Origin of the sequence: Halalkalirubrum salinum (assembly GCF_005543295.1) — an archaeon.
Taxonomy (GTDB): Archaea; Halobacteriota; Halobacteria; order Halobacteriales; family Haloferacaceae; genus Halalkalirubrum; species Halalkalirubrum salinum.
On record NZ_SRSG01000059.1, the window covers coordinates 75,247 to 99,352 of the forward strand.

At 61.4% G+C, this 24,106-nt stretch carries 28 protein-coding genes; 18 read left to right on the top strand and 10 right to left on the bottom strand.

Annotated features, from left to right (window positions below; all coding sequences use genetic code 11):
* The first annotated feature begins 218 nt into the window (after positions 1 to 218).
* A complete protein-coding gene (locus E5K03_RS15735) occupies positions 219 to 1,340 on the top strand; it encodes a putative sulfate/molybdate transporter (RefSeq protein ID WP_138007759.1) in 1,122 nt (373 codons plus the stop codon).
* Positions 1,341 to 1,361: 21 nt separating this feature from the next.
* On the opposite strand, the gene samp2 is transcribed toward E5K03_RS15735, so the two are convergent.
* Positions 1,362 to 1,562: a ubiquitin-like small modifier protein SAMP2 gene (gene samp2, locus E5K03_RS15740; protein ID WP_138007760.1), complete on the bottom strand. Its 201-nt coding sequence runs from the start codon at positions 1,560 to 1,562 to the stop codon at positions 1,362 to 1,364.
* Positions 1,563 to 1,649: 87 nt separating this feature from the next.
* Here samp2 and E5K03_RS15745 point away from each other — a divergent pair, with 87 nt between their 5' ends.
* From E5K03_RS15745 to E5K03_RS15755, 4 genes are all read left to right on the top strand, one after another.
* Positions 1,650 to 2,624: a replication factor C small subunit gene (locus E5K03_RS15745; protein WP_138007761.1), complete on the top strand. Its 975-nt coding sequence runs from the start codon at positions 1,650 to 1,652 to the stop codon at positions 2,622 to 2,624.
* Between the two features lie 96 nt (positions 2,625 to 2,720).
* Positions 2,721 to 3,233 (top strand): metallophosphoesterase, encoded by a 513-nt coding sequence (locus E5K03_RS15750; RefSeq protein WP_138007762.1) that lies wholly within the window; start codon positions 2,721 to 2,723, stop codon positions 3,231 to 3,233.
* Between the two features lie 94 nt (positions 3,234 to 3,327).
* Positions 3,328 to 3,462: a DUF7859 family protein gene (locus E5K03_RS17780; protein WP_265338742.1), complete on the top strand. Its 135-nt coding sequence runs from the start codon at positions 3,328 to 3,330 to the stop codon at positions 3,460 to 3,462.
* A 64-nt stretch (positions 3,463 to 3,526) separates the two neighbouring features.
* Entirely contained in the window at positions 3,527 to 4,720 is a 1,194-nt protein-coding gene (locus E5K03_RS15755) for an inorganic phosphate transporter (protein ID WP_138007763.1), read from the top strand.
* Positions 4,721 to 4,723: 3 nt separating this feature from the next.
* Here E5K03_RS15755 and E5K03_RS15760 read toward each other — a convergent pair whose 3' ends face one another.
* Positions 4,724 to 6,118: a hemolysin family protein gene (locus tag E5K03_RS15760; RefSeq protein WP_138007764.1), complete on the bottom strand. Its 1,395-nt coding sequence runs from the start codon at positions 6,116 to 6,118 to the stop codon at positions 4,724 to 4,726.
* Between the two features lie 138 nt (positions 6,119 to 6,256).
* Here E5K03_RS15760 and E5K03_RS15765 point away from each other — a divergent pair, with 138 nt between their 5' ends.
* From E5K03_RS15765 to E5K03_RS15775, 3 genes are all read left to right on the top strand, one after another.
* Positions 6,257 to 6,568, top strand: a complete 312-nt coding sequence (locus E5K03_RS15765; protein ID WP_138007765.1) for a glutathione S-transferase N-terminal domain-containing protein — start codon at positions 6,257 to 6,259, stop codon at positions 6,566 to 6,568.
* Complete coding sequence (locus E5K03_RS15770) at positions 6,568 to 7,083, top strand: redoxin domain-containing protein (protein ID WP_138007766.1); 516 nt, start codon at positions 6,568 to 6,570, stop codon at positions 7,081 to 7,083. Before E5K03_RS15765 ends, E5K03_RS15770 begins: the two co-directional genes overlap by 1 nt.
* A 65-nt stretch (positions 7,084 to 7,148) precedes the next feature.
* On the top strand, positions 7,149 to 7,793 hold the full coding sequence (locus E5K03_RS15775) for an L-threonylcarbamoyladenylate synthase (protein WP_138007767.1): 645 nt from the start codon (positions 7,149 to 7,151) through the stop codon (positions 7,791 to 7,793).
* 105 nt (positions 7,794 to 7,898) lie between these two features.
* Here E5K03_RS15775 and E5K03_RS15780 read toward each other — a convergent pair whose 3' ends face one another.
* The 3 genes from E5K03_RS15780 to E5K03_RS15790 form a co-directional block, all read right to left on the bottom strand.
* Positions 7,899 to 8,573: a CRISPR-associated protein Cas4 gene (locus E5K03_RS15780; RefSeq protein ID WP_138007768.1), complete on the bottom strand. Its 675-nt coding sequence runs from the start codon at positions 8,571 to 8,573 to the stop codon at positions 7,899 to 7,901.
* A 52-nt stretch (positions 8,574 to 8,625) separates the two neighbouring features.
* Positions 8,626 to 9,225: a conditioned medium-induced protein 4 gene (locus E5K03_RS15785; RefSeq protein WP_138007769.1), complete on the bottom strand. Its 600-nt coding sequence runs from the start codon at positions 9,223 to 9,225 to the stop codon at positions 8,626 to 8,628.
* A 164-nt stretch (positions 9,226 to 9,389) separates the two neighbouring features.
* Entirely contained in the window at positions 9,390 to 9,893 is a 504-nt protein-coding gene (locus E5K03_RS15790) for a DUF4870 domain-containing protein (protein ID WP_205743020.1), read from the bottom strand.
* Positions 9,894 to 10,015: 122 nt separating this feature from the next.
* Here E5K03_RS15790 and E5K03_RS15795 point away from each other — a divergent pair, with 122 nt between their 5' ends.
* The 4 genes from E5K03_RS15795 (at position 10,016) to E5K03_RS15810 (ending at position 14,366) form a co-directional block, all read left to right on the top strand.
* Positions 10,016 to 10,615 carry a biotin transporter BioY gene (locus E5K03_RS15795; protein WP_138007770.1) on the top strand — a complete coding sequence of 200 codons (600 nt, stop codon included), beginning with the start codon at positions 10,016 to 10,018 and terminating at the stop codon, positions 10,613 to 10,615.
* Between the two features lie 9 nt (positions 10,616 to 10,624).
* Positions 10,625 to 11,380, top strand: a complete 756-nt coding sequence (locus E5K03_RS15800) for an energy-coupling factor ABC transporter ATP-binding protein (RefSeq protein WP_138007771.1) — start codon at positions 10,625 to 10,627, stop codon at positions 11,378 to 11,380.
* Positions 11,377 to 12,084 (top strand): energy-coupling factor transporter transmembrane component T family protein, encoded by a 708-nt coding sequence (locus E5K03_RS15805; protein ID WP_138007772.1) that lies wholly within the window; start codon positions 11,377 to 11,379, stop codon positions 12,082 to 12,084. The genes E5K03_RS15800 and E5K03_RS15805 overlap by 4 nt, the downstream gene beginning before the upstream one ends.
* A gap of 77 nt (positions 12,085 to 12,161) precedes the next feature.
* Entirely contained in the window at positions 12,162 to 14,366 is a 2,205-nt protein-coding gene (locus tag E5K03_RS15810; RefSeq protein ID WP_138007773.1) for a 4Fe-4S dicluster domain-containing protein, read from the top strand.
* Positions 14,367 to 14,509: 143 nt separating this feature from the next.
* On the opposite strand, the gene E5K03_RS15815 is transcribed toward E5K03_RS15810, so the two are convergent.
* Entirely contained in the window at positions 14,510 to 15,007 is a 498-nt protein-coding gene (locus E5K03_RS15815) for a Tfx family DNA-binding protein (RefSeq protein WP_138007774.1), read from the bottom strand.
* A gap of 127 nt (positions 15,008 to 15,134) precedes the next feature.
* Complete coding sequence (locus tag E5K03_RS15820) at positions 15,135 to 15,581, bottom strand: TRAM domain-containing protein (RefSeq protein WP_138007775.1); 447 nt, start codon at positions 15,579 to 15,581, stop codon at positions 15,135 to 15,137.
* Between the two features lie 125 nt (positions 15,582 to 15,706).
* On the opposite strand from E5K03_RS15820, the gene E5K03_RS15825 reads away from it, so the two are divergent.
* Positions 15,707 to 16,378, top strand: coding sequence for a hypothetical protein (locus E5K03_RS15825; protein ID WP_138007776.1), 672 nt, complete (start codon positions 15,707 to 15,709; stop codon positions 16,376 to 16,378).
* Here E5K03_RS15825 and E5K03_RS15830 read toward each other — a convergent pair.
* A complete protein-coding gene (locus E5K03_RS15830) occupies positions 16,371 to 16,718 on the bottom strand; it encodes a hypothetical protein (protein ID WP_138007777.1) in 348 nt (115 codons plus the stop codon). The two genes, E5K03_RS15825 and E5K03_RS15830, sit on opposite strands and share 8 nt — an antisense overlap.
* A 70-nt stretch (positions 16,719 to 16,788) precedes the next feature.
* Here E5K03_RS15830 and E5K03_RS15835 point away from each other — a divergent pair, with 70 nt between their 5' ends.
* From E5K03_RS15835 to E5K03_RS15845, 3 genes are all read left to right on the top strand, one after another.
* Positions 16,789 to 17,916 (top strand): tRNA (guanine(26)-N(2))-dimethyltransferase, encoded by a 1,128-nt coding sequence (locus E5K03_RS15835; RefSeq protein WP_138007778.1) that lies wholly within the window; start codon positions 16,789 to 16,791, stop codon positions 17,914 to 17,916.
* Positions 17,917 to 18,166: 250 nt separating this feature from the next.
* Entirely contained in the window at positions 18,167 to 19,501 is a 1,335-nt protein-coding gene (locus E5K03_RS15840; RefSeq protein ID WP_240730056.1) for a YihY/virulence factor BrkB family protein, read from the top strand.
* Positions 19,502 to 19,565: 64 nt separating this feature from the next.
* Positions 19,566 to 20,477, top strand: coding sequence for a phosphatase PAP2 family protein (locus tag E5K03_RS15845; RefSeq protein WP_138007779.1), 912 nt, complete (start codon positions 19,566 to 19,568; stop codon positions 20,475 to 20,477).
* A gap of 37 nt (positions 20,478 to 20,514) precedes the next feature.
* Here the strand turns inward: E5K03_RS15845 and glnA are convergent, their stop codons facing one another.
* Positions 20,515 to 21,885: a type I glutamate--ammonia ligase gene (gene glnA, locus E5K03_RS15850; protein ID WP_138007780.1), complete on the bottom strand. Its 1,371-nt coding sequence runs from the start codon at positions 21,883 to 21,885 to the stop codon at positions 20,515 to 20,517.
* A gap of 125 nt (positions 21,886 to 22,010) precedes the next feature.
* Here glnA and lrp point away from each other — a divergent pair, with 125 nt between their 5' ends.
* Positions 22,011 to 22,469, top strand: coding sequence for an HTH-type transcriptional regulator Lrp (gene lrp / locus E5K03_RS15855; RefSeq protein WP_138007781.1), 459 nt, complete (start codon positions 22,011 to 22,013; stop codon positions 22,467 to 22,469).
* 76 nt (positions 22,470 to 22,545) lie between these two features.
* Complete coding sequence (locus E5K03_RS15860; protein WP_138007783.1) at positions 22,546 to 22,851, top strand: hypothetical protein; 306 nt, start codon at positions 22,546 to 22,548, stop codon at positions 22,849 to 22,851.
* Between the two features lie 175 nt (positions 22,852 to 23,026).
* Here E5K03_RS15860 and E5K03_RS15865 read toward each other — a convergent pair whose 3' ends face one another.
* The gene (locus tag E5K03_RS15865) at positions 23,027 to 24,106 is read right to left on the bottom strand and encodes an aminopeptidase (RefSeq protein ID WP_138007785.1); all 1,080 of its coding nucleotides are present in this window, start codon (positions 24,104 to 24,106) and stop codon (positions 23,027 to 23,029) included.

Here is a 24,106-nt window from a genome sequence, read left to right on the forward strand (position 1 = left end):
GTCGCTCGGTCGGACGATCACGAAGTTCGCGAGCGCCGCCGAACAGACAGACGATCCCCACCGCGCCCGTGATCTGCTCAAAGCTGCCCGTGAGGCGGCCGAGACGCTCAACACGCTTCGGTAGCCATAGTGTAATGTAATTTAGTTTCTTTTTCCGACAATATATTGAATTTTGCTTTCTACGAAACCTAAAGTACACACAGCCACATTACTTCGTAGTGGCTGATCCCGTGTCATCGAACCGATCGATTTCGATCAGCTGGGGTGAACTGACTGGTGCAGTCGGCGACTCGTTAACCGTGTTGCCGATCGTCGTCGCGCTGGCGGTCGTCACCGAAATATCCTTGCCGCACGTGCTCATCGCATTCGGGATCTTTCAGATCGTCTGGGGCGTTCTGTATGGGGTCCCGATGTCCGTCGAGCCAATGAAGGCGCTTGCGGCGCTCGCGATTGCCGGCGCACTCAGCTACGCCGAACTCGCGCTCGCGGGCGTCGTACTGGGTATCGTACTGTTGGCGATCGGTGCGAGCCAAACGCTGTCGCTCGTCGAACGCTGGATCGGCAGGCCGGTCATCCGCGGCGTTCAGTTCGCAGTCGGGCTGGTGTTGCTCGAAACCGCCGTCGATCTGAGTCTCTCCTCGCCAGCACTCGCGGCGATCGCCGTCGTCGTGGCTGCCGTCTTTACGTTCGCTGGCCGCCAGAATGCAGTCGCGATTGTCTTGCTCGCGGCCGGACTCGCGATCGCGTTCGGAGCCACGGGCCTTCCAATGCCCCGATCGCCCGGACTTCCGGCAATCCCAGAACTTACTGCAGGCGTTTCTCGATCGGCCGCTGACGGAATTGTTGCCCAGTTGGCGATGACGATCGGCAATGCGGCGCTGGCGACGTCCCTTCTCGTGTCGGATCTGTTCGATCGAGATATTTCCCCCGATCGGCTCTCGGCCAGTATGGGCGCGATGAACCTGCTTGCGGTGCCGATCGGCGGCATTCCGATGTGTCACGGCTGTGACGGCGTCGCCGGCAAGCACGCCTTCGGCGCACGAACCGGTGGGGCGAACCTCATTCTCGGCGTGCTGTACGTCGCCGCGGCGTTCGCGCTCACCACGGCAGTCCTGACAGCGTTTCCACTTGCGATTCTTGGCGTCCTCTTGGGCGTGGTGTCGGTATCGCTCGCGAGCCACGTCCGCGAGTCCGATCGACTGTGGCTTTCGGTCGCGATCGGCCTCGGTGCGCTCGTGACGAACCTCGGGATCGCCTTCGTGGTCGGGGTGATTGTCGATCGGCTCGTCGACCGCTACCGCGCTGAGAAACCACTAAAGACAGCTGTCACTCCAGAGTGATCGTCGTCGCGATCGCCGGGACTACCCGCCTTTGATTAGCCGAAGCACCGTCACCGAGTCTACGGTCACCGGCTGGTCTTCCGGCACTGGCGAGCCGTCGACGAGGACCGTTACTTCCTGGGGGCTTCGACCGATCGCCCGAACCAGATCCGCATACGTTTCTCCGTCGTCGACAACAACCTCGCGGGTGTCCTCGCCGACGACTTCCACGGTCACGTCCATATCGAGGGTCCGATCGGCCGCGACAAAAGCCGGTCGATCGGCGCGTATCTCGGGGAGTTTATTGGTGATCCGATCCGACCTGTGTCCATGAGCGACGCAGCGGAGACGACCGCGCCCGGGCGGGAGATCTGGATCGAGAAGTACCGCCCCCAGCGGCTCGCGGAGATCTCCGGACAGACAGACATCGTCGAGCGGCTCGAAAGCTACATTTCGCGACGAGAACTCCCACATCTGTTGTTTTCGGGACCCGCGGGCGTGGGCAAGACGACCGCGGCTACCGCGATCGCCCGCGAACTGTACGGCGAGGACTGGCACGGGAACTTCCTCGAGTTGAACGCCTCAGACGAGCGCGGGATCGACGTGGTCCGCGATCGAATCAAAAATTTCGCGCGATCCTCGTTCGGCGGTGCTGATTACCGGATTATATTCCTTGATGAAGCCGACTCACTTACATCTGACGCACAATCTGCACTCCGTCGGACAATGGAGCAGTTTTCGGACAACACCCGGTTCATCCTCTCGTGTAACTACTCTTCGAAAATCATCGATCCGATCCAGTCGCGGTGTGCGGTGTTTCGGTTCTCGCCGCTGTCCGACGAGGCGGTCGGCGAACAGATCGATCGCATCGCCGAGGCCGAAGGAATCGAACTCACCGAAGACGGCCGCGAGGCACTCATTTACGCCGCGGGCGGGGACATGCGCCGTGGAATCAACTCCCTGCAGGCGGCGGCGACGACCGGCGATATCGTCGACGAGGAGGCCGTCTACGCGATCACCTCGACTGCCCGTCCGGAGGTGATCGAGTCAATGATCACCGACGCGATCGACGGCGACTTCTCGAAGTCCCGTTCGACCCTTGACACCCTGTTGACCGAGACCGGCATGGCCGGCGGCGACATCATTGATCAGCTTCACCGATCGGTCTGGGAGTTCGGCCTCACCGAACGCGAGGCGGTCCAACTCATGGAGCGAATCGGCGAGGCCGACTACCGGATCACCGAGGGCGCGAACGAGCAGGTCCAACTTGAGGCGTTGTTGGCCTCGCTCGCGATCGAAGAGTAACCGTCAAAACCACCAGCGACCACCCACAACACCGAAACCACCAATTGCCGCCCACAGCACCGAAACCGCTTACTGCGCGCCGATCGCACCGTGACTATGCTCGTTGTTCTCTCCGATACGCACAGCACCGGGGGGCCGCAGTTGACCGATCACCTCCGCGAGATGATCGAGGCGGCTGATCTCGTGGTCCACGCCGGCGATTTCATGCGTGAACCCGTTCTCGACGCCTTCATTGCTCATGCCGAGACGTTTCGCGGCGTCTACGGCAACAACGACGACGAGGCGATCCGATCACGGCTTCCAGCGGCCCGAACCGTCACCTACGAGGGATTTCGATTCGCCGTGACCCACACCCAACGTGGAGGCCAAACAGCCCTGGCACTTTTTGGCCGCGAGCGCGATGTTGACGCAGTGCTGTTCGGTCACAGCCACAAGCCAACGTTCGAGGCGACGGGACCAATCCCGCTTTTGAATCCCGGGAGTCATGCCCAGCCGCGGGGGTATCGCCCCGGCTACGCGGTACTGGAACCGATCGGCGATCGACTCCGCGGCCGGCTCCGAACCCCAGCCGGCGAGACGTTCGAGACGTTCGAACTCCGACGACAATAGCGCAATAGTGTCATCGCCAAGAACCCGCGACAACTCGTACACTGGCCCACCGCGGTGTCGAAACGCATTTCATCCTTCCCAGTATACCGGTGGTATGGTGCTCGATCGGATCGACCCGATCTTCGTCGGGATTTTGCTGGTCTTAGTGGTGTTTTTCTTTTTTGGCTACCTGCTGGTCCGTCGAACCGTGCTCGGGCTTCGGGAAGGCTACAGAGACGGACAAAAATAACCGTGGCATCTATTGTAGCACACCAGTGCGCCGGTCGTCTCGATCGCAGTGGTGAGAGACACCCATGACAAGTCCCGAAGCGATCGCCACGTTCGCCGTCGCTGCGATCGCCAGCCTGTTTATGGCCTGGGCGATCGGCGCGGGGTCCTCAGGGTCGACCCCGTTCGCCCCCGCGGTCGGCGCAAACGCGATCTCGATCATGCGTGCGGGGCTGGTCGTCGGCGTATTGGGATTTCTCGGGGCGGTGTTGCAGGGGGCAAACGTTACCGAAGCCGTCGGCGCAGAACTCGTCGGCGGGGTGACACTCTCGGCGAGTGCGGCGATCATTGGACTGCTCACCGCTGCGATCCTCGTCGCGATCGGCGTCTTCGCCGGCTACCCGATCGCAACCGCGTTCACGGTCACTGGTGCGGTCGTCGGCGTAGGACTTGCGATGGGTGGCGACCCCGCGTGGGCAAAATATATCGAGATACTAATTCTGTGGATACTGACTCCGTTCGTGGGTGGCGGCGCAGCGTTCGCGACGGCCCGACTCCTCCGCAAAGAGTCGGTTCCTGAACGACTTGTGACTGCTGGGCTCGGGGGGCTGATCGGCGCGATCATCGCTAATATCGGCTTTGCATTCCTCGGACCGCCAGACGGACAGGGTTCAATCGCCGGCACGCTTGGGGCTGGGCTCGGTCTGCCAGCAGTCGCAGATATCGAGGTCGGTCGAATCGTCGTAACTGCTGCGATCGCCGCGATCGCAGCCGTTGTCCTGTGGGCCGATCTCAACCGCGATCGTGCCGTCGGCCAACGACATTTTTTGTTGGTGTTGGGGGCGCTCGTCGCCTTCTCGGCGGGTGGCAGTCAGGTCGGATTAGCGATCGGCCCGCTTGTGCCGATCATGGGTGACACAGGAATTCCGCTGTGGGCGCTTCTCACTGGCGGTGGCTTTGGGTTACTATTGGGCTCGTGGACGGGCGCGCCGCGAATGATCAAAGCGATCGCCCAGGATTACGCCTCGATGGGACCACGCCGCTCGATCGCAGCGCTCATTCCCTCATTTGCGATCGCCCAGATCGCCGTCGCGTTCGGCATCCCTGTCTCGTTCAACGAGATTATTGTCTCTGCGATCGTCGGCAGCGGCCTCGCGGCGGGTAATGCTGGCGTCAGTCGGACGAAGATGGTCTATACCGTTCTCGCGTGGATTGGATCGCTGGTACTGTCGTTCGGGCTGAGTTTTGGGATATACACCGCCGTCGCAGCGATCGTGTGAGACTCACTGAGCGTCGGCTTCTGCGTCTTGGGTATCGTCGATTGTTTCTGCTTGCTGAGCGGGATACTCTTCAGTCACCGTCACGCGGGCTTTCAGAATCCGCGTGTTATCCACCTGTTCGATCCGAATCACAACCCCATCGTACTCGAACTCCTCACCCTCTTCGACGAGTCGACCAGCGCGGTTGAATATAAAGCCTGCAAGCGTCTCGAACTCTTCGCCTTCAGGCAGATCGATCCCCAGAAGCTCGTTGACCTCGTCGATGTTAATTTCTCCGCGGATGATCGTCGTCTGTTCGTCGACCCGTTCGAAGGGCTCTTCTTCGTCGCCTTCGAGGATATCACCGACGATTTCTTCGACCATGTCTTCGAGCGTGATGAGTCCCTCCGTGGTCCCGAACTCGTCGATGACGATCACCATCTGAAGCCGGTTTTCCTGCATTTCGGTCATCAATTCGTCGACGTTCTTCGACTCGGGGACGTGTAGCGTCGGCTTTACCACGTCAGTTAGATCCGCCTCACCTTCCCCGTAGTAGCGCTCACGGACGAGATCACCCACGTTGACAATACCGACGATGTTGTCGAGGTTTCCCTCGTACACGGGGACGCGAACGTGATCGTACGAAACACAGGTCTCGATCGCCTCCTCTAGGGTTGCGGTCTTTTTTACTGCGGTCATGTCCAGCCGTGGGGTCATCACTTCTTTGGCGATCGTCGAGTTGAACCGGAAGATCCGATCGAGCATCTCCCGTTCTTCTTCGTCGATAACACCTTCGCGCTCGCCGGTTTCGATAATATCCTGAATTTCGTCGCGAGTGACGTACGGTGACTCGATCGCCGTATCGCTGCCGGTGAACCGATTGACGAGTCGAGTCAATCGATCGAAGATTACGACAAGGGGAAAGAGGGCGTATTCGGAGTACTTCAGCGGCTTCGCAATCCGTAGCGCCCACGATTCGGTGTGTTCGACCGCGTAGGACTTGGGGGCACTTTCGCCGAACAGTAACACGACTGCGGTGATCCCGAACGTCGCCGCGAGGACTGCCTGTCCTTGGCTGAGGTAGATCGCAAACAGTGTCGTCGCGATTGACGACATCGCGATGTTGACGATGTTATTCCCAACGAGGATCGTCACGAGGAGGCGATGAGGATTCTCTTTGAGCGCTCGTACCGTCTCAGCGTGCGGAATGCCCTCTTCGACCATCGAGTCGATCCGGTGCTGTGGCAGCGAAAAGAACGCAATCTCGGAGGATGAAAAGAACCCAGAGAGCGCAATAAGTACGACGATTGTCACTGCGCCGATGATCGTCAGTGTGCCATCGTCGATCGACGCGTCGAGAGAAGTCTGCAGCGCGATCGCACCCAGGTGAACGACGGTCGAAGACAGCAATAACCCCATATACCCTACATCGTTTTCCGCGGCCGGAATTAAGGATTGCCCTCCATTCTGCCGGAACGACTCGCGACCGACGAACGAAGACTGTCCGGCGTTGCCCAGAGCGAAGCGATTAGGGGGCTCTGTCTCCAATCTGTGGCTATGTCAGCGCCACAGATTACCCTGTACCGACTGCAGGCGTGTCCATTCTGCGAGCGGGTCGTCCGAAAGCTCGAGGAGTACGAGCTGTCGTACCGTTCGCGCTTTGTCGAGCCGATGCATTCGGAGCGGAACGTCGTCAAACGCGTCAGCGGCAAGCGATCGGTGCCGGCGATCGTCGACGAGGCCACCGGCGTCACGATGTCCGAGAGCGGAAATATCGTCGACTACCTCGATCGAACCTACGGCGCACAAACCGACGGGGGTCGCGTCGACGACTCCGATCGCGACGTGACTGATGGGGGTGCGGCCTGATGGTCGACCTCGATTTCGACGTCGTCGAGTTTGAACCGGCGGACCACCCCGCCATTGGCGAGACGGCCCCTGATTTCACCCGCCCGTTCGTTTCTGCAGAGTACTGGGAAGACACCTCGCTGTCGTCGGTCACAGCAGAGGGCCCGACATTGCTCGTTTTCTACTCGATGAACGGCGCGTTTCCGGCGACGTACGTCTGGAACGAGATTCGCGATCGCGGGTGGGCCGACCTGCTCACAGTCGTCGGGGTGACGATCTCGACGCCGTATGACCACAAGACGTTCCTCGACGACCGCGAACTCGACGTGTCGCTGTTTTCGGACCCGTCAAACGAGGTCGCTGAAACGTACGGCATCGCCCACGATCTCGACGGGATGACCGGCGTGAGCGAGCCTCGGCTGTCGTTTTTCCTTCTCGACGCCGATCGAACCGTCGAACACGCCTGGGTCGCCGCCGAGTGGCCAGAGTTCCCTGATTACGACGAACTCGAAGCGGCGATCGAGTCCGCTGTCTGACGGAGGCGCTGCTAGCGACACCCGGGTTTCGCTACGCTTTTTCATCCCGACGCCCACCGGGAGGTATGCAACCGGACGACGGATCGGCACCCGACGAGCGCCCGCAGACGGCTGTTCCTCGACATGAAATCGTCGCCGCAGCCGAGGCGGTAGCAGAGGGCGAGGCGATCGTCTATCCGACCGAGACGGTCTACGGACTGGGTGCGGATGGCAGCGATGCCGACGCCGTTTCACGCGTGTACGAACTCAAGGGCCGATCGGCCGACAAGCCGCTGTCGATCGCCGTCCCAGATATCGAGACTGCCGAGCACTGGGCACACCTGACCGATCGAGATCGATCGTTCATGCGATTGTTCCTCCCCGGCCCGGTGACCGTCGTCGTCAAGCGAAATTCCTCCTTACCACCCCAACTTACCGGCGGCGGCAATCGCGTCGGCATCCGGATTCCCGATCACCCGGTTGCACTCTCCCTCTTGGAAGAAACCGCGCCGACACCCGTGACCGCAACGAGCGCAAACCGAAGCGGTGAGCCGAGCATCAGAAATCCCGAAGATCTCCCAGCGCCAATTCGTGCGGGCGTCGCGGCGATCGTCGACGCCGGCACCACTCCCGGCGGTGTGGGGAGCACTGTTGTCGATATCGAGCGGGCGACGATCCACCGTCGTGGGGCGATCGCCGACGATGTCGAGCGGTGGCTGGCCGAGCGGTAGCTGGACGTTCCAGTAGCTGGCCGAGCGGTAGCTGGTCGAACGGTAGCTGGCCGAGCGGTAGCTGGTCGAGCGGTAACTGGACGTCTCTATTGTCTGTGTGCGCGATCACAGTCCGAGTAGCGACGAGAGCGATCGTGTCCGAACGCCGCAGGTATCCCGATACGAACAGGACGTACAGCGATCGTCGTCGACCCGTGGCGGCGGGCCATCCATCGATCGAACCGCCCGCAGCGTCCGTCTGTACGTTGCCTTCCGGCGGACGGTGAGTCGAACCTCCCGGACGACGCCGTGAGCGGGATACTCAACCAGACACCGGTCGATCGACTGCTCGCGCTCCCAGGACAGTGCCAGCGCGACGGCAACCGCACGGACCGATTGCGGTTCCCAGACGCCCGACTCCGGCGGTGCACCCGGCGTTGCGATCGTCGGCACCGCTGTGTCGCTGGCTGGCAACTGCGTCGGCTCGAGGATTTTCGTTGCTACGCCGTGGCAGTCACGGCCCGAAAGAAAGACCTCGGTCCGATCGGGCTCGGCGATCGCCGGCCACCACGGTCGGTCGCGGAGCGATTCGAGTCGGTGACGATACGTCTCAACGGACACGTCGACCGGCACCTCGGTCACGCGGTTCGGCGCAGCGAGGAGTTCCCGGTAGCGAAACGCGAGTTCGATTCGGGCGGTTGCATCCGCAGGGAGCGATCGATCGTCTGACTTGCGGGCGTAGTAGAGCTGTCTGGGGCAGTACGCGGCGCGGGCGAGGTCGCTGAAGCTGACAGTGTCCACGGGCGGCGTGGAGCCGCCATCGTATTTGAACCGCAGCCGGCAGTAGCCCCGGTTACAACGAGACGTCGGTCTCGATATCTTCGGTGGCGTCTCGTAGTCCGTCTTCGCGGGCGTCCCGCGCGAGCATCCCAGCCAGATCTGCGTCGGTCAAAAGCTCCCGGAAACCGTCGCGGAACCGATCGTTTGCCCGCGTAGACTGGAGGTCTGCCTCGACGACGGGGCTGTAGTGTTCGACTGTGTCGACCGAGGCGTCGAGTTCGGCTGCACAGTCGTCGATCGACTCCCCTGCAACGATGCGCTGTCTGAGCGTGTCGATCTCGAAGGGTGCGTCCCGATCGTCCTCGCGGACGAGGTGGAGATCCAGCCGCGCAGTCCGGATCGATTCGGCCGACACGTCGAGGCGATCGGCGAGGTCTGTGTCGCTGTCCCCATCGTGGAAGCCGTAGACGATCGTCTTGCACGCCTCGTCGTCGAACTCGGTCTGAAAGTCGTAGCGCTCTCGCATGGTTTCGATCAGTTCGGAGACCCGATCGTCGATGTCTGCGGGCTCGTCGGTGAGCGATCCCGGCGACTCCGCCTGTCGTTCTGTCACCTCCTCGGCGCCAGTTGCGTCGACGAAGATGTCCCGTAGCTCCGCCGTTTTGTCATCCATGGGTAGTGTTAGTAGTTGTTGATAATACGATTTCTTTACTCAGTGACGATCCGGTAACAGGCCGTGATACGCCAGCAGTACATTGCTCGTGTTGATTAATAAAACCGTATTTTCGACTACTGATATGTGAGTCTTCGATCGGCTGTCGTCTCATTGGCTGTCGATCAGACCGCATGTTCTGATGACTCCGTGGCGTAGCGCTCAGCGTATCGCCCGACGACTGGCACGGCGTACCGTTCGTTATTGTAGGCTTTGTACATAAGGAACGCCCACACGACAAGTCCGATCGGCGCAAGCAGGAAACTCCCGAGTCCCAACACGATTCCAATAATCCAACCAATACCTGGAACAAGCGATAATGCGCCCAAGACGACGCTCAATACGATACTCAGGACAAAGAAACCCCCAAAGACGGCGATACTCTGGACTGCGTGGAACCGGACGAACTCGTCGTCAGGTTCGAGCACGTAGAATGCGATACCCGTGATCGGTCCCAACAGATACGCGAGCGCGCCCGCGACGTTTGAATCCAATCCCGTGCCAGAGGGCCCAGTGGTCGCGTCCACCGATCTGTCCGTGGTCGCCGATCGATCAGTCTCCACAGATTCACTCGAAGACCCCGACTCGGTCGAGGCCATCTCATCATCGGAAGGTGACTTTGTTGACATGTGAGTTCTGATAGTTTTGTGGTACCTAACTGGATAGTTATAGAGCACTTATCACCGCGACAATTGGTTGTCGTAGCTCGTAAACCAGTACAGTAATATGGGTTGACGAAAACGATCGACCGATGGCAACCAATACGGAGTCGGTCGATCTCGTCGGTGACGAAACGGTCGCAAACATCGCTCGCGCGGCGCTTTTTGCCGCACTCATGGGCGCGTTTGCGTACGTCTCGTTCCCGAATCCGCTCGCTGCGGGCGTGCCGATCACGCTACAGGTTCTGGGGGTCTTTCTCGCGGGGATTATGCTCGGACCGGTTTGGGGTGCGATCGCGATGGTGTTGTACCTCGTTGCTGGGGCAATCGGCGCGCCGGTCTTTTCGGGCGGTGCCGCAGGTATTGGCCACCTGATCGCCAGTCCGACGCTTGGCTTCCTGTGGTCGTATCCGATCGCCGCAGCGGCCGTTGGCCTCGTCGTTCACCGCGGCGTCGGGCTCACCGAGTACAAATCCGCCTCGACCCCGACGCTCGTCGGCGCGATGGTCCTTGGAACCGCGATCATCTACGCGCTCGGCACTGTCGGCTTCGCGGCTATCCAGTACGATCCGTGGTACGCATCGCTCGGGCAGGCGTTCGTTGTCTCCTCGCTTCCGTTCATTCCGGTCGAGGCAGTCAAGATCGCCGCCGCGGTCGGGATCGTCAAAAGCGACGCGATCGCCGCGGCCTGACTTCTGCGCGTGATCTCTGTCGATAACCTCACCCACGCCTTTGGCGAGACAGTCGTCCTCGACTCGATCTCGCTGTCGATCGATGACGACGAATTCGTCGTTCTCACCGGACCAAACGGCTCCGGAAAGACCACGCTCGTGCGCCATTTCAACGGCCTCCACACGCCGACAGCTGGCGACGTTCGGGTCAACGGCGCGCCGGTCGAGTCAGATCTCGTCGCGGCGCGGACGGCTGTCGGTATGGTATTTCAACGCCCGGAAGACAGCTTCGTCGCGGCGACGATCGCTGCCGACGTTGCGTTTGGCCCGGAAAACCTCGGGCTATCGCACGATGAGATCGATCGGCGGGTCGAAACCGCACTCGCTGCGGTCAACCTCTCGGGGCGCGGCGACGAGCGGATTGATACGCTTTCGGGCGGCGAACAGGCGCGGGTCGCGATCGCCGGTGCGCTGGCGATGGAGCCCGATCAGCTGGTCCTCGACGAGCCCTTCTCGGGACTTGACGAGCCGGCCCGTCGATCGCTGTTGTCGCACCTGGATTCGCTGTCGGCGGACGGGACGGGGATTATCGTCGTCACACACGACTTACGTGGGGTGCTCGAACGGTGCGATCGGGTCCTCGCGCTGTCAGCAGGATCGATCGTCCTCGACGCGCCGCCGGCAATGGCGCGACAACAGCTTCCGTCGCTGGATGTGTACGTCCCGCTGACCGCCGATTCCGATCGCGAGCACAGTCGAGACTCCCACGAATCAGCGGGTCGATGATCGGCTACACGCCCGGCTCGACGATTGTCCACCGCCTCGACCCACGAGGAAAGCTCGCCGTCCAGTTGGCGTTCGCGATCGCGGCGTTCGCCCATACCACGCCGCGCGGACTGGCCGCACTGACGATCCTCGCACTCGCGATCGCGCGACTCGCGTCTGTGTCTGTAGTCCGAGCGATCCTGTCCGTTCGCGTCCTCGCGCCGTTTCTCATCGCTGCGCCGCTCGTCGCGGCGATCAGGCTCTCTCCGCCCGCGATCGACCCCAGCGCAGCTTTCCAACCGGCGCTGGCGAGCTATCGGGTGCTTCTCGTTTTTGTCGTCGCCGCGGCGTACGTCCACACGACCGCGGTTCGAGAGTCGCGCGCGGCGATTCAGCGAACGATACCGAGCCGCCCGGGTGTGCTCCTCGGCGTCGGTGTCTCGCTCGTGTTCCGGTTTCTGCCGGTGCTCCGCCGCGAGCTAACGACGGTTCGGGCCGCATCTGCCGCCCGACTTGGAACTGAGCGCCCGCTCGTTGATCGAATCCGCCGGCTCGTGGTCGTGGGCGTCAACCGATCGTTCACCCGCGCCGATCGGCTCTCGGCCGCGCTCTCTGCGCGCTGTTTCGCGTGGAATCCGACGCTTCCACAGCTATCGTTCACACGGCTCGATATCCCTGTTTTTGCGACGGCGATCGGGCTCCTCGCTGCTGCAGTCTTTGTCTGATCAGGGTCTAGCTCAGTAATAATCGCCCGGACGTTCTAGCAGGAACTTTTAAGAGCTTCGTATCCGCCCAATTAACTATGACGGTTCTACAGGCGACCCGAGAGACGTTCTGGCTGATCGGGCCGACGGGAAAAGCCGCCTTCTACTTTCTGGCGTCGGTTGCGATTCTCGTCTTTCTGTACGGCGTGTACGAGCGGTTTACGAGGTACACCCGAGGGAGTGAGGAGCCGATCGATCGACTGAGCGAGTTGCCCGCGCGGTTCGTGAGCGCCGTCAAAATCGTCGCCACGAATGAGAAACAGTTCGATCGAGACGTCTACGCCGGCGTGATGCACACGTTCATTCTCTGGGGCTTTCTCGTGTTGGTCGTCGCAACGACGATCCTTGGGATCGACATCGACCTGTATCGTCCACTAACCGGCGAGTCATTTTGGGTTGGGGACTTCTATCTCGCCTACCAGTTCGTCGTTGACGCCTTCGGGCTGTTGTTCGTGATCGGCATCTCAATGGCGATGTACCGCCGCTACGTCGTTGGCAACGCCCGGCTGTGGGGCAAACACACGGCCCGCGAGGACGACTTCTTTGTCTGGTCGCTATTCCTGTTGGGCGTTGGCGGCTTCCTCGTACAAGCGGTGTCCATGGTTGGCCAACCGCAGCGATCGGCCGAGACGGTGAGCTTCCTCGGCTACGCGATGGCTGAAGCCCTCCGCGCGATCGGGTTTGACGCCGCGATGGCCGCAACAACATACCCCGCGCTCTGGTGGAGCCACTCGATATTAGCGTTCGCATTCATCGCGTGGATCCCCTACGCGAAGCCGTTCCACATGCTCTCGTCGTTCGCGAACGTCGTCGTTCGTGACGAGAAGGCCGGTTCCCGGCTGCCGGGCGTGCCAGCCGATCTGGATCACGCCAACGCTGACTCGATCGACGATTTCACGTGGAAAGAGTTGCTCGACCAGGACGCCTGCACGAAGTGTGGTCGCTGTTCGTCGGTGTGCCCGGCCAAGGCCTCCGGGCGACCGCTCGACCCCCGAGACGTCATCCTTGATCTGAAAGCCTATCGCGAGGCGCTCGACGCCGGCAGCGAACAGCAACCGATCATCGCCGACGGCGGAACTTCGGTTATCGACGCCGAGACGATGGAGTCCTGCATGGCGTGTATGGCCTGCATGGACGCCTGTCCGGTCGAAATCGAACACCTCTCGAGCTTCACGCGAATGAACCGCCAACTCACCGACGAGGGGGCGATCGCCCCGAGCATGCAGGACGTCTTCGGCAATCTCATGCAGAAGGGCAACACGTTCGGCGATCCGCAGGCCAAACGGGCCGACTGGGCCGACGAACTCGACTTCGAGATCGACGACGCCCGAAAGACCGAGGTCGAGTATCTGTGGTACGTGGGCGATTATCCGAGCTTCGACGACCGAAACAAGCGGGTCGCGCGATCGCTCGCGCGGATCTTCGAGGCCGCAGACGTCTCCTACGGCATCCTCTTCGACGATGAAAAGTACGACGGCAACGACATCCGCCGGGTGGGCGAGGAGTTCCTCTACCTCGAACTGGCGGGCCACCACGTCGAGTCCTTCGAGGCCTGCGACTTCGAACACATCGTCTGTACGGATCCACACTCGTACAACACGATGAAAAACGAGTATCCCGAGATCGACTTCGCGGCGTTCGCCGACGATCCGGTGATGCCCTTCGAGTACGACGACGCGTGGAACGAAGACGGCGAGATTGGCGTGTTCCACTGGACGCAGGTCGTCGAACGGCTTGTCAACGATGGACGGCTCGATCTCTCCGGGACTGAGCTCGATTACACCGTCACGTATCACGATCCGTGCCATCTTGGCCGCTACAACGGCGAGTACGAGGCACCCCGCGAACTGATCCGTGCGACCGGCGCAGAGTTACACGAGATGCCACGCAGCCACGAGGACTCGTTCTGTTGTGGCGGTGGCGGCGGTGGTCTCTGGATGGACATCGACGAGGAGACAAAACCGAGCGAAGAGCGCCTGCGTGAAGCGCTCGAAGACACCGCCGCGGGCGATCGCATCGAGAAATTTGTCGTTGCCTGCCCGATGTGTACGACGATGTTCGAAGACGGCCGCAAAACTGGCGGCTTCGAGGACGATCTCGAAATCGTCGACGTGGCCGAACTCCTGTTGGAGGCGCTGGAAACGAAGGGTGCGATCGGGCCAGCCGGCGCAACTGACGCGGATGGCGGGGACGCCGCTGACTCGTCAACTGAAGACGGCCCGGGGCCAGCCGCTGCGGACTGATCGGCCAGCACCGCTGCGTAAAGCTACCTGCGCACGCGGACGGTTCCGTCGCTCTACCTGCGCACGCGGACGGTTCCGTCGCTCTACCTGCACACGCGGGCGGTTCCATCGCTCTACCTGCACACGCGGACGGTTCCGTCGCTCTACCTGCGCACGCGGACGGTTCCGTCGCTCGTGACCCCGATCGACACCCGTTGTTTGATTTCTCGGCCTTCGACAGCCTTGCCGGCAGCGTCGCTGACGACCTTCATGAGGTCCGGCGCGGTGTAGTTGACCTTCACGCCGGCTTCGTCGCAGGCGTCGTACACCTGTTTCGGCACGTCGTACAGGTCCGTCCCGGCCTCGATCGTCAGCCGGACGGGTGCTGATAACGCCTCCGAGAAGGCCACCGTTTCTTTCGCTTTCTCGATGTTCTCGCGGGCGCTCGATTCCACGCTCGAGACGTTCGCCCGCGAGGTGCCGAGCATCCGGGCGATCGTCTGCTGTTTGATTCCCTGTTCGCGCAGCGCGAGCACCTCCGCCTGTCGTGCTGTGAGCACGTTCGTCTCCGGATCGAACCCAACCGCCGCGAGAAGTTCGTCGACATCGACGTCAACGCTCTCGTCGGAGGCCACCGTTCGATCGCTCCCGCCATCTGCCATAAAGCAAGCTACGAGGTACACGCTGAAAAAGCTACACAAGTACCGACTGTGTTCAACACATCCGAGTACCGAAACTGCACAAAGAATTGACTGTCCATGGGAACGACCGGGATCGCAGGTCGTTCGGTTATTTGCCCCAGAAGTTATCCCGGCTGCCGAGTGCCTCACCACGGCGATCGCGGCGGTCGTCACGGCCCTGATATCCGGATTCTTCTGCTTCCTCGTCCTCGTCGTCTTCCATTGGGAGGCGTTCGACGACGACCTTCGATCGAGCGTGGTTTGATTTGACCTGATCGATCCGAACCTTCGCTCGGGCGTCAGGCAAAACGCCATCAACGAGGACAATGAAGCCGTCCTCTGTTCGGCCGACGCCGGCACCGCTTTCGTGGATGTCTGTGATGTCGACGACGATCTCCTCACCGGGTCGGACTGGCTGTTGTTTCAGCTCCCGGATCGGCATCTCGTAGTGGTTACACCACTCTGCACCGCCTTTGTCGCCGTAGTGTTGACAACCCATCCCGTTGATTTGTTCAGAGAACTGCGGACAGTCTTCCGCCAATGGACAGTTAGCCATGCCAGCCGATACTGGAGGAGGCGACTTTACGCTTCCGTCTGCACAGATTCGACTGCAGTAGCCGATCCACCGTCCAGCAGTGGCCGTAACACGAGGTATTTCTGCGATCGATTCCAACACCGAGTATGGCCGATCGCGCCCCCGAATTGGTCCTCCTTGTCGGGTTGGTATTAGGGACGACCGCGCTCGCAACAGGGTTGGCATTCGGTGCAGGTCCCGGGCGATCGATCCTGCTGTTTGCGATCGGCTGTTATCCCTTTGCCGCGTACGCAATACACCACGACGATGATCCGGCGGCAATCTTGCTACCGCGCGTCATCGTCGGACTGGGTGCGATCGCAGGCGTGATCGTTTTCGTCGATAGTGCCCGTCGCTTGCCGAGCACAGCCCTCGTCTACGCGTTCTCGCTCGCGCTTGTGGTGTGGCTCCCGCCGACAGCCTACGGCGCGCGGTACGGGACCCCGCCAGCAGCGCTTACCCCGTGGATCGGCGCGGCCACGGGCCTCCTCGTCGGTGCAGTTGCGCTGGTCGCAAACGCCGTGTTTGGCGGCCCGCCTGCAGGCGCGATCGCCGGCGGCCTTCTCATCATCGCCGGGCTTCGATACGGGAGCCGCCGCGGACCCGTTATCGCCTATCGCCGCCGACTCATCGTCCCGATCGGCATTGGATTCGCGGTCGTCCTCCTCGCACTCGGGATCTGGACTGCCGGCCCGCTCGACTCGTGGCTCGCGGCCGCTGTCGTCTCGATCGCCGCGCCAGCAGTCGGGTATGCGACAACGATCGACGCGGTCAGATGAACTCTCGTACTTCCGAGTACCACATATCGTGGTGATCGACCGCGTCGATCGCCTCGGCGATGTCGACTGCGATCGCGTGCCAACACCGCTGGTCAGGGTCGGCCTGATCGAGGTTGTACATCGAATCCTCGCAGGTACAGCCGCCGTCCTCGACGACGTACTCGTCGCCGTAGCCGACCACGACGACAAAATCCAGATAGCGTTTGATCCGTCGTTCCGAGACCGCTTCGATCGCCCGCTGTCCCCGGTCGCCGTGTGCGGAGAGAATCGCCTCGACGGCGTCGGGGGTCAGCTCGCCGGCGGTTTCGAGCCGATCGAGCCACGGCGGGGTCTCTCGCATACAGGGCATTCTCACGGCGTGAGCAAAACAGGTTCGATGGATCTTTCGCGCCCGCCACGGGAGGACAGGTATGCGAATTACCGAGGGTGGAATCGATATCGAAACCCCGAGCGAGCGCGACGGCGCCAGTCAGGGCAGCGGTGACGACGTCTTCTACAACCCGACCCAGGAGCTGAACCGCGACATCACGGTCGGCGTTCTGCGGGCCTACGCCGATCGCGAGCCGCGCGCGAGCACCTACCTCGATGCCATGGCGGCCTCCGGCATCCGCGGCGTCCGTGCGGCCGCAGCGGGCTACGACGTCACCTGCGCAGACATCGACCCCGACGCGATCGCACTCGCAGCACGTAATCTCGAGGCGAACGATTTCGACGGCGAGACGATCCACGGCGACGCCAATGCCGTCATGCATCAGGGGTACTTCGATATCATCGATCTCGATCCTTTTGGGACTCCCATCCCGTTTGCGGATGCTGCGTTTGCGAATGCTCGCGATCTGGTCTGTGTCACTGCGACTGACACTGCCCCGCTGTGTGGTGCCCACCAACGAAGCGGAATCAGAAAGTACAGTGCGGTCCCACAGAACACCGACTATCATCCCGAGATGGGACTTCGGACGCTCATCGGTGCGCTCGTTCGGACAGCCGCGCGATACGACACCGCGGCAACGCCAATCCTCTCGCACGTAAGCCGTCATTACGTCCGTACGTACCTCGAACTCGACAGCCGCGCCACGCAGGCCGACGCGGCGATCGACGACCTCGGCTACATTCACCACTGCGAAGACTGTCTCGAACGCGACCACGAGTATGGGCTGATTTCGACGGCCGTCTGGGAGTCGTGTCCGCACTGCGGCGGCAATCGGACACTCACGGCCGGCCCCGTCTGGCTCGGCTCGATTGCCGAACGGGAGTTCGCCTCGGCGGTTCGATCGGCCCTCTCGGCGGAGATGGGCACACAAAAACGGGCCGATCGACTTCTTGAGACGATCGAAGGCGAAATCGACACGCCAACGCACTACGATCAACACCGACTGTGTGAACTGTGGGGCGTCCCCGCCAACAGTATGGACGAATTTATCGGCTCGCTCCAGGCGGCAGGCTACGAGGCGAGCCACGCCCACTATCGGGGGACGGCGTTCAAGTGTCCCGAATCGATCGAGACGATCCGACAGGCAGCCGCACCGCGTCCGGATTGACCCGGCGGTTCATCAGCGATCGGTCCAACGGTAAGCAGCGATCGGTCCAGCGGTGAGCAGGGATTGCCCCGTCTGCTCAGCAGCGACCAACCGAGTGGTACGCAGCGATCGACCCGTTGGCTCAGCAGCGACCAACCGCGTGGTGAGCAGCGATCGGCACTTCATCCAATGCCGTTCGCTCTGTTCGGCCGCCACGCCTGCTGTCGAAACGGTCCGAATTACTATTTATCGGTGTGACGAAGTAGCGGTCGTGTCAGATTCGCGTTCTTCCCCAGTCGAACAGCTCAAGACGATGGCCGCCGTCGCACAGCGGACTCAGATTACTTTTCTCGCGGCCAGCATCGCCTACTACGCGTTTGTCTCGTTGGTCCCGTCGTTACTCTTGGCGTTTATCATTGCGAGCACCATCGGCGGAGACGCCTTTGCCAACAGCCTCCTGTCCGCGACGCAGGGCGTTCTTACCCCTGCGGGACAGGAGACCATCGTGACTGCGCTCGAAAGTACCGCTGGGCGTGGGGGCGTGACGATCGTCGGCGTCGTCCTCCTCGTGTGGGGGACGCTCAAGGTCTTTCGGGCGCTTGACACCGCCTTCCTCATGGTCTATGGACAGACACAGACCGCGTCAATTCTCGACCAATTTCGCGATGCCATCATTGTGCTCGCCTCGATCGGTATCGGCGTTCTCAGTATGATTATCGTCGGCGTCGCAATCACCACGATTCCGCTCGGGGAGTTCAGTCGACTCGTCGGGGTTCTCGCGCTTCCAGGTGTGTTGTTTGTCGTCTTTTTACCGCTGTACCGGCAGTTTCCGAATCCCTCGATTTCGACCCGCGCTGCGGTGCCCGGCGCGATCGTCGCGGCGATCGGCTGGACGCTCTTGCAGGCGGGCTTTCAGCTCTATGCGGTGAATGCCGCACAGTATCAGCTCTACGGCGTACTCGGTGGGATCTTGTTGCTCGTCACCTGGTTGTATCTCGCGGCGACACTCGTTATGATTGGGGCGGTCGTCAACGCGGTGCTCGGTGGCAACGTCGGCATGGATGCAGAGGACGTGATCGGTCCCGCAGGCGAGACGGATCGGCAACTACAACAGGGACCGCAACGACGTACCGGGTACATGGGCCGCGAGCGAACGGATCGCGAATCGACGACCGATATCGGTGGCGACGAGGAACCGTCCAACGAACGTGAGAACGTCTCCCCGTCGGGAGCGCCGGACATTGCGGACCTTGACGAACAGCTTGCCGAACTGCGAGCGGATCTTGACGCGTTCGAAGACGATGTGACGGATCGGACCGTCGAGAAACCCGCCCTCGAAGCGGAACTCAAACGCTACGTTCGCCGGCGAATGCGCCGCGGCCACGCCAGAGGCTGGGGGCCGTATCTCGTGTTGCTGTACGGCACCACGCTCACCCTCGGGGCGTTTTATTTCTTTTCGAGCGATCTGCTCGCGATCGTCGCTATGCTCATCATCTTCCTGTCGACACTGGGGCTGTACGTGCTGTTCGTCCTGTTCGGTGTCGGGCTGAACCTCGCCGGGGGACCCCGCCGGGTCATCGAGTTTGTTCGCGATCGACGGAACTGATCGCCGGCGGTCTCCGGTGATCGTCGATCGTCGGAGTTAATTGAGCGGTCCCCGTTCGACCCCTATGACCCGCGGAATCGGCGAAGCCGAACTCGTCGCCGCTCTACCCGACCCGATTGTCGCGTTCTTCGTCTTCGTGACACTGCTTGGCGACGCAGTCGTGCTCCTGGTGAGTTTGTCGCTCTTGTACTGGTTCGACCCGAAATGGATCCCTGACGGTCGCCGTGTCGCGCTCATTGTGGTTGCCCTCGCGGTCGCTGGATTCGGGATGGTTGTTGCCAGCAAGGCCACATTCGCACTCCCTCGTCCACCTTACGAGCCAGCCACGTCGGTCGGCATTCCGATCGTCGAGCAAATTGTTGCCAGCGAAACAGCCGCCGATGGCTTCGGCTTTCCGAGCGGTCACGCGATCGCGTCGACCCTGTTTTACGGCGGGCTCGCGCTGTTCGCCAGGGTGTGGTCTGCCCGTCGGCGCGCCGCGATTGCCAGTACACTCATCCTCGCGGTGAGCACCTCACGGGTACTCATCGGCGTTCACTACGTCGTCGACGTCGTTGTCGGCATTGCGCTGGGTGCAACGCTGTTGGCGGTTGTGTGGGTTGTCGCCCGATCGGCTGACGGCGAGCTTCGTCCCGATCGCGCGTTCGCCGTAGCCGCAGTCGCCGCGTTTACTGGACTGGCGATCGCCTGGTCGACCGGTCACGCAGACGAGGTCACACAGGCGTCGGTCGCGGCCGGCACGGCGATTGGCGGCGTCGTTGGCTGGGCTCGCTACGGTGCGAGCACGATCGCTGCGCCCGCACTCGGACCGCTGTCGGTGCTCGGCGCGATCGTCGTGTCTGGCGGACTATGGGCGTTTGCCTACGTCGGAGCGTCAACGGTCGCTGTCGCCGTGGCGGCGAGTGCACTCGGCATGTTTCTCATACTGGTCGCGCCGCTCGCGGTCGATCGAGGTCGGCAAAAAATAAGCGGGTGAACGCGGCTCGAGCCGAAGCGATCGTATCGAGGCCGTCTCAGAACGTTTCGAGGTACTGGTCGAGTTCCCACTGAGAAACTTCGACGATGTACTCGCTGAACTCGTGAGTCTTGGCCTCGATGAACTTCTCGGCGATGTGTTCACCGAGCGCGTCGAGGACGACCTCGTCTTCTTCAAGCGCGTCGATCGCCTCACCGAGGTTCGATGGCAGCGTGGTGATGCCGTACTCCTCGCGTTTGGCCTCGTCGAAGTCGTAGATGTTCTCGCGGATTGGGTCGTCGCAGTCGAGTCCCTGCTCGATCCCGTCGAGACCAGCGTTGATGAGCGCGGCGAACGCGAGGTACGGGTTACAGGACGGGTCAGGGAACCGTGCCTCGACCCGACTGGCCGCAGGGACGCGGGCGGCTGGCTTGCGGATAAGTGCCGAGCGGTTGCGATCGGACCACGCGACGTAAACCGGGGCTTCGTACCCGGGAACGAGCCGCTTGTAGCTGTTTACTGTCGGGTTGGTGACGGCGGTGATCGCCGGGGCGTGTTCGAGGATGCCGGCAATGAACGATCGAGCCGTCTCCGAGAGGTTGAACTGCCCGTCATCGTCGTGGAACACGTTTCCGTCTTCGTCGAACAGCGACATGTGGGTGTGCATCCCCGACCCGTTGATCCGCGCGATCGGCTTGGGCATGAACGTCGCGTGCAGGTCGTGCTGGGCGGCGATTGCCCGGACGACCGTCCGGAACGTCCCGACGTTGTCCGCCGTCGAGAGTGCGTCGTCGTACGTGAAGTTGATCTCGTGTTGGCCTTGGGCGACCTCGTGGTGGCTGGCTTCGACCTCGAAGCCCATCGATTCGAGCCCGTAAATGATGTCACGGCGCACGTCCTGTGCGAGGTCCTTCGGCGCGAGATCGAAGTAGCCGCCGGCGTCGTTGGTCTTCGTCGTCGCACGGCCGTCTTCGTCCTCTTCAAAGAGGAAGAACTCCGGTTCGGGTGCGGCGTTGACGGTGTATCCCATCTCTTCAGCACGTTTGAGCGCCTGCTTGAGGACGTAGCGCGGATCGCCCTCGAACGGCTCGCCCGTCGAGGTGTCGATCACGTCACAGATGAGCCGTGCGGCGGCACTGTCTTCTTTCTGTCTCCACGGCAAGATCGCGAACGTGTCCGGATCCGGTTTGAGCCGCATGTCCGACTCCTGGATGCGGACGAACCCCTCGATCGAGGAGCCGTCGAAGTAAATTCCCTCAGTAAAGGCCTTCTCGGCCTGTCGGGCCGGGACAGAGACGTTTTTCACTGTTCCGAGAATATCCGTAAACTGCAATCGAAGGAAGTCTACCCCTTCTTCCTCGATTTTGTCAACTACTTCCTGTTCTTTTGTGGACAATCCTCCATCTGGTTCGACGTTTTTGTCCGTCATCTTCTGAACAACTACTACGAAAACTGCCAGTATAAAGACCTTGTCGCTTGGTGCAATTACCCCGGTTGCGCAATGAAATTGGATATTCGTAAAATTCTAAACCCCTCGGTGAGTGTCAAAGTGTAATGACGTATGAAAATCTCGATGCGAAGCTGATCAACGCGCTGTTGGGTAACGGACGAGCGAGCCTTCGGAGCCTCGGCGAAGAGCTCGATGTCTCGGTGACGACCGTCTCAAATCACCTTCGAGATCTCGAATCGGAGGGTGTCGTCCGCGGGTACACGCCGATCATCGACTACGACGCGATCGGCTACGACGTGACGGCGATCGTCCAGCTGAAAGTCGAAGGCAGTGCCCTGCCGGAGATCACCGAACGGCTCCGTGAACAAAAACAGATGATAAGCGTCTACGAGGTGACTGGCGACTACGACATCATCGCGATCGGAAAGTTCACCGACACCGATGGGATGAACCGCCAAATCAAAGAGCTCCTCACGGACGCCGACATTCGTGAGTCGAACACGAGCGTCGTGTTGAACGCGGTCTCGGAGAACGAGCAGTTCGATCTGGACGTCCGCGAGTAGCTCCGGAGCGATCGACACGAAAGCGCCTGTCGTCCTGGACAACACCCATTTCTGCGGCGACTTCGTAGATGTACGTATGTCGTTTACCGTTCCGGCGTACGCGATCGTCGCGCCGTTCTTTTTTTCGCTCCTGTTCGTTCTCATCGGCTTTTGGATGGGGGTGAAGTACATCGAAAAGCGGGCGGCAGCGGTCGAGCGCGCAGAAGACGTTCCCGAACACCCGTTTGGCCTCGACGAGGCGATTAAAGCAGAGCACCGACGAAACATGGCGCTTGGTCCCGACGATATCGACGCGATCTACGGTACAGATAGCGACACCGAATCAGATACGAGCGTTGACGAGCATCATACTGACGACGACGAGCCAGCCGATCGCCGCTGAACAATAGCCAGCCGATCGCCGCTGAACAATAGCCAGCCGATCGCTACTCAGCGATAGTCGTCCGATCGCTACTCAGCGATAACCGTCCGATCGTCACTGAGCAATAACCGTCCCGATCGACAGCGATCAGCGTGCTACCCACAACCGGGCAATCAGGTCTCTGGGTCCGATCGGCTCAAAACTCGTCTTCGAACACGAACGTCCCGTTTCGTTGGACGACCTCGCCGTCGACCTCGATCGTCGAATCCCCGCTCATGTCGACAATCATATCGACGTGTTCTGCAGACTCGTTCAGTTCGTTCTCCTCGCCGACCGTCTCTGGGTACGCCGCGCCGACGGCCATGTGGACGGTGTCGCCCATCTTTTCGTCGAAGAGCATGTTGTACGTGAACTGGTCGATCGCCCGATTCATCCCGATCCCGAGCTCGCCGAGGAATCGTGAGCCGTCGTCGGTGTCTAAAATTCCCGTCAACAGCTCCTCGTTGCGTCCGGCGCTGTGAGAGACAACCTTCCCATCCTCGAATCGAACGCGAACGTCTTCGATCTCGCGGCCGTAGCGGTACAGCGGCATGTCAAAGTAGACGGTACCGTTCACGCTGTGTTTCACAGGCGCGGTGAAGACTTCGCCGCCAGGGAGGTTCTTTTCGCCGTTGTCGTTGATCGTCTGGTTGCCGGCGACGGACATCGTCACGTCAGTCTCCTCGCCAGCCGTGATTCGCACCTCGTCGGCAGGATCGAGGATCTCGACCATTTGCGCCTGGAATGCTTGCTGTTCGTCCCAGTCCAACGAGACCGCGTCCCAGACGAAGTTCTCGTAGGCTTCGGTGCTCATACCCGCAAGCTGGGCGTGTCCGCTCGTCGGGAACTGCGTCAGACACCACCGTTTCGAGAGCCGTTCGGTCTGGACCGGCTTCATCGCCCGCCGGTGAGCCGCGTTCGCCTCCGGAGGCACGTCGCTCGTTTCGGTCACGTTCGAGCCGCCGCGGGCGATAATGAACGCGTCCGTCTGTTCGTAGAACGCAAGCTGATGCTGTGGCGTTTCAAAATCGTCGGCCGCCAGCAGGTGGGCCCTTGCGGCCCGATCGCTGTAGGCGATCCAGACGGGATTCGCACCGATGTCACCGCACAGCTCGTAGAGGGCGGTCGCGAGGTCCGCAGCCTCGGGAGGCAGTTGAATAACGACGTTGTCACCCGCCTCAAGACTCACAGAGTGCTCGACGATCGTTTCCGCGTGGTCGCGGATGCGTGGGTCCAT

Bases quoted from the DNA above. Each gene is read 5' to 3' on its own strand.
- glnA (WP_138007780.1), bottom strand. From the start codon at position 21,885: ATGACGGACAAAAACGTCGAACCAGATGGAGGATTGTCCACAAAAGAA.
- E5K03_RS15790 (WP_205743020.1), bottom strand. From the start codon at position 9,893: ATGTCAACAAAGTCACCTTCCGATGATGAGATGGCCTCGACCGAGTCG.
- E5K03_RS15845 (WP_138007779.1), top strand. From the start codon at position 19,566: ATGACCCGCGGAATCGGCGAAGCCGAACTCGTCGCCGCTCTACCCGAC.
- E5K03_RS15755 (WP_138007763.1), top strand. From the start codon at position 3,527: ATGACAAGTCCCGAAGCGATCGCCACGTTCGCCGTCGCTGCGATCGCC.
- E5K03_RS15765 (WP_138007765.1), top strand. From the start codon at position 6,257: ATGTCAGCGCCACAGATTACCCTGTACCGACTGCAGGCGTGTCCATTC.
- samp2 (WP_138007760.1), bottom strand. From the start codon at position 1,562: ATGGACGTGACCGTGGAAGTCGTCGGCGAGGACACCCGCGAGGTTGTT.
- E5K03_RS15835 (WP_138007778.1), top strand. From the start codon at position 16,789: ATGCGAATTACCGAGGGTGGAATCGATATCGAAACCCCGAGCGAGCGC.
- E5K03_RS15760 (WP_138007764.1), bottom strand. From the start codon at position 6,118: ATGGGGTTATTGCTGTCTTCGACCGTCGTTCACCTGGGTGCGATCGCG.
- E5K03_RS15795 (WP_138007770.1), top strand. From the start codon at position 10,016: ATGGCAACCAATACGGAGTCGGTCGATCTCGTCGGTGACGAAACGGTC.
- E5K03_RS15750 (WP_138007762.1), top strand. From the start codon at position 2,721: ATGCTCGTTGTTCTCTCCGATACGCACAGCACCGGGGGGCCGCAGTTG.
- lrp (WP_138007781.1), top strand. From the start codon at position 22,011: ATGACGTATGAAAATCTCGATGCGAAGCTGATCAACGCGCTGTTGGGT.
- E5K03_RS15830 (WP_138007777.1), bottom strand. From the start codon at position 16,718: ATGCGAGAGACCCCGCCGTGGCTCGATCGGCTCGAAACCGCCGGCGAG.
- E5K03_RS15815 (WP_138007774.1), bottom strand. From the start codon at position 15,007: ATGGCAGATGGCGGGAGCGATCGAACGGTGGCCTCCGACGAGAGCGTT.
- E5K03_RS15785 (WP_138007769.1), bottom strand. From the start codon at position 9,225: ATGGATGACAAAACGGCGGAGCTACGGGACATCTTCGTCGACGCAACT.
- E5K03_RS15860 (WP_138007783.1), top strand. From the start codon at position 22,546: ATGTCGTTTACCGTTCCGGCGTACGCGATCGTCGCGCCGTTCTTTTTT.
- E5K03_RS15770 (WP_138007766.1), top strand. From the start codon at position 6,568: ATGGTCGACCTCGATTTCGACGTCGTCGAGTTTGAACCGGCGGACCAC.
- E5K03_RS17780 (WP_265338742.1), top strand. From the start codon at position 3,328: ATGGTGCTCGATCGGATCGACCCGATCTTCGTCGGGATTTTGCTGGTC.
- E5K03_RS15865 (WP_138007785.1), bottom strand. From the start codon at position 24,106: ATGGACCCACGCATCCGCGACCACGCGGAAACGATCGTCGAGCACTCT.
- E5K03_RS15810 (WP_138007773.1), top strand. From the start codon at position 12,162: ATGACGGTTCTACAGGCGACCCGAGAGACGTTCTGGCTGATCGGGCCG.
- E5K03_RS15820 (WP_138007775.1), bottom strand. From the start codon at position 15,581: ATGGCTAACTGTCCATTGGCGGAAGACTGTCCGCAGTTCTCTGAACAA.
- E5K03_RS15805 (WP_138007772.1), top strand. From the start codon at position 11,377: ATGATCGGCTACACGCCCGGCTCGACGATTGTCCACCGCCTCGACCCA.
- E5K03_RS15745 (WP_138007761.1), top strand. From the start codon at position 1,650: ATGAGCGACGCAGCGGAGACGACCGCGCCCGGGCGGGAGATCTGGATC.
- E5K03_RS15775 (WP_138007767.1), top strand. From the start codon at position 7,149: ATGCAACCGGACGACGGATCGGCACCCGACGAGCGCCCGCAGACGGCT.
- E5K03_RS15825 (WP_138007776.1), top strand. From the start codon at position 15,707: ATGGCCGATCGCGCCCCCGAATTGGTCCTCCTTGTCGGGTTGGTATTA.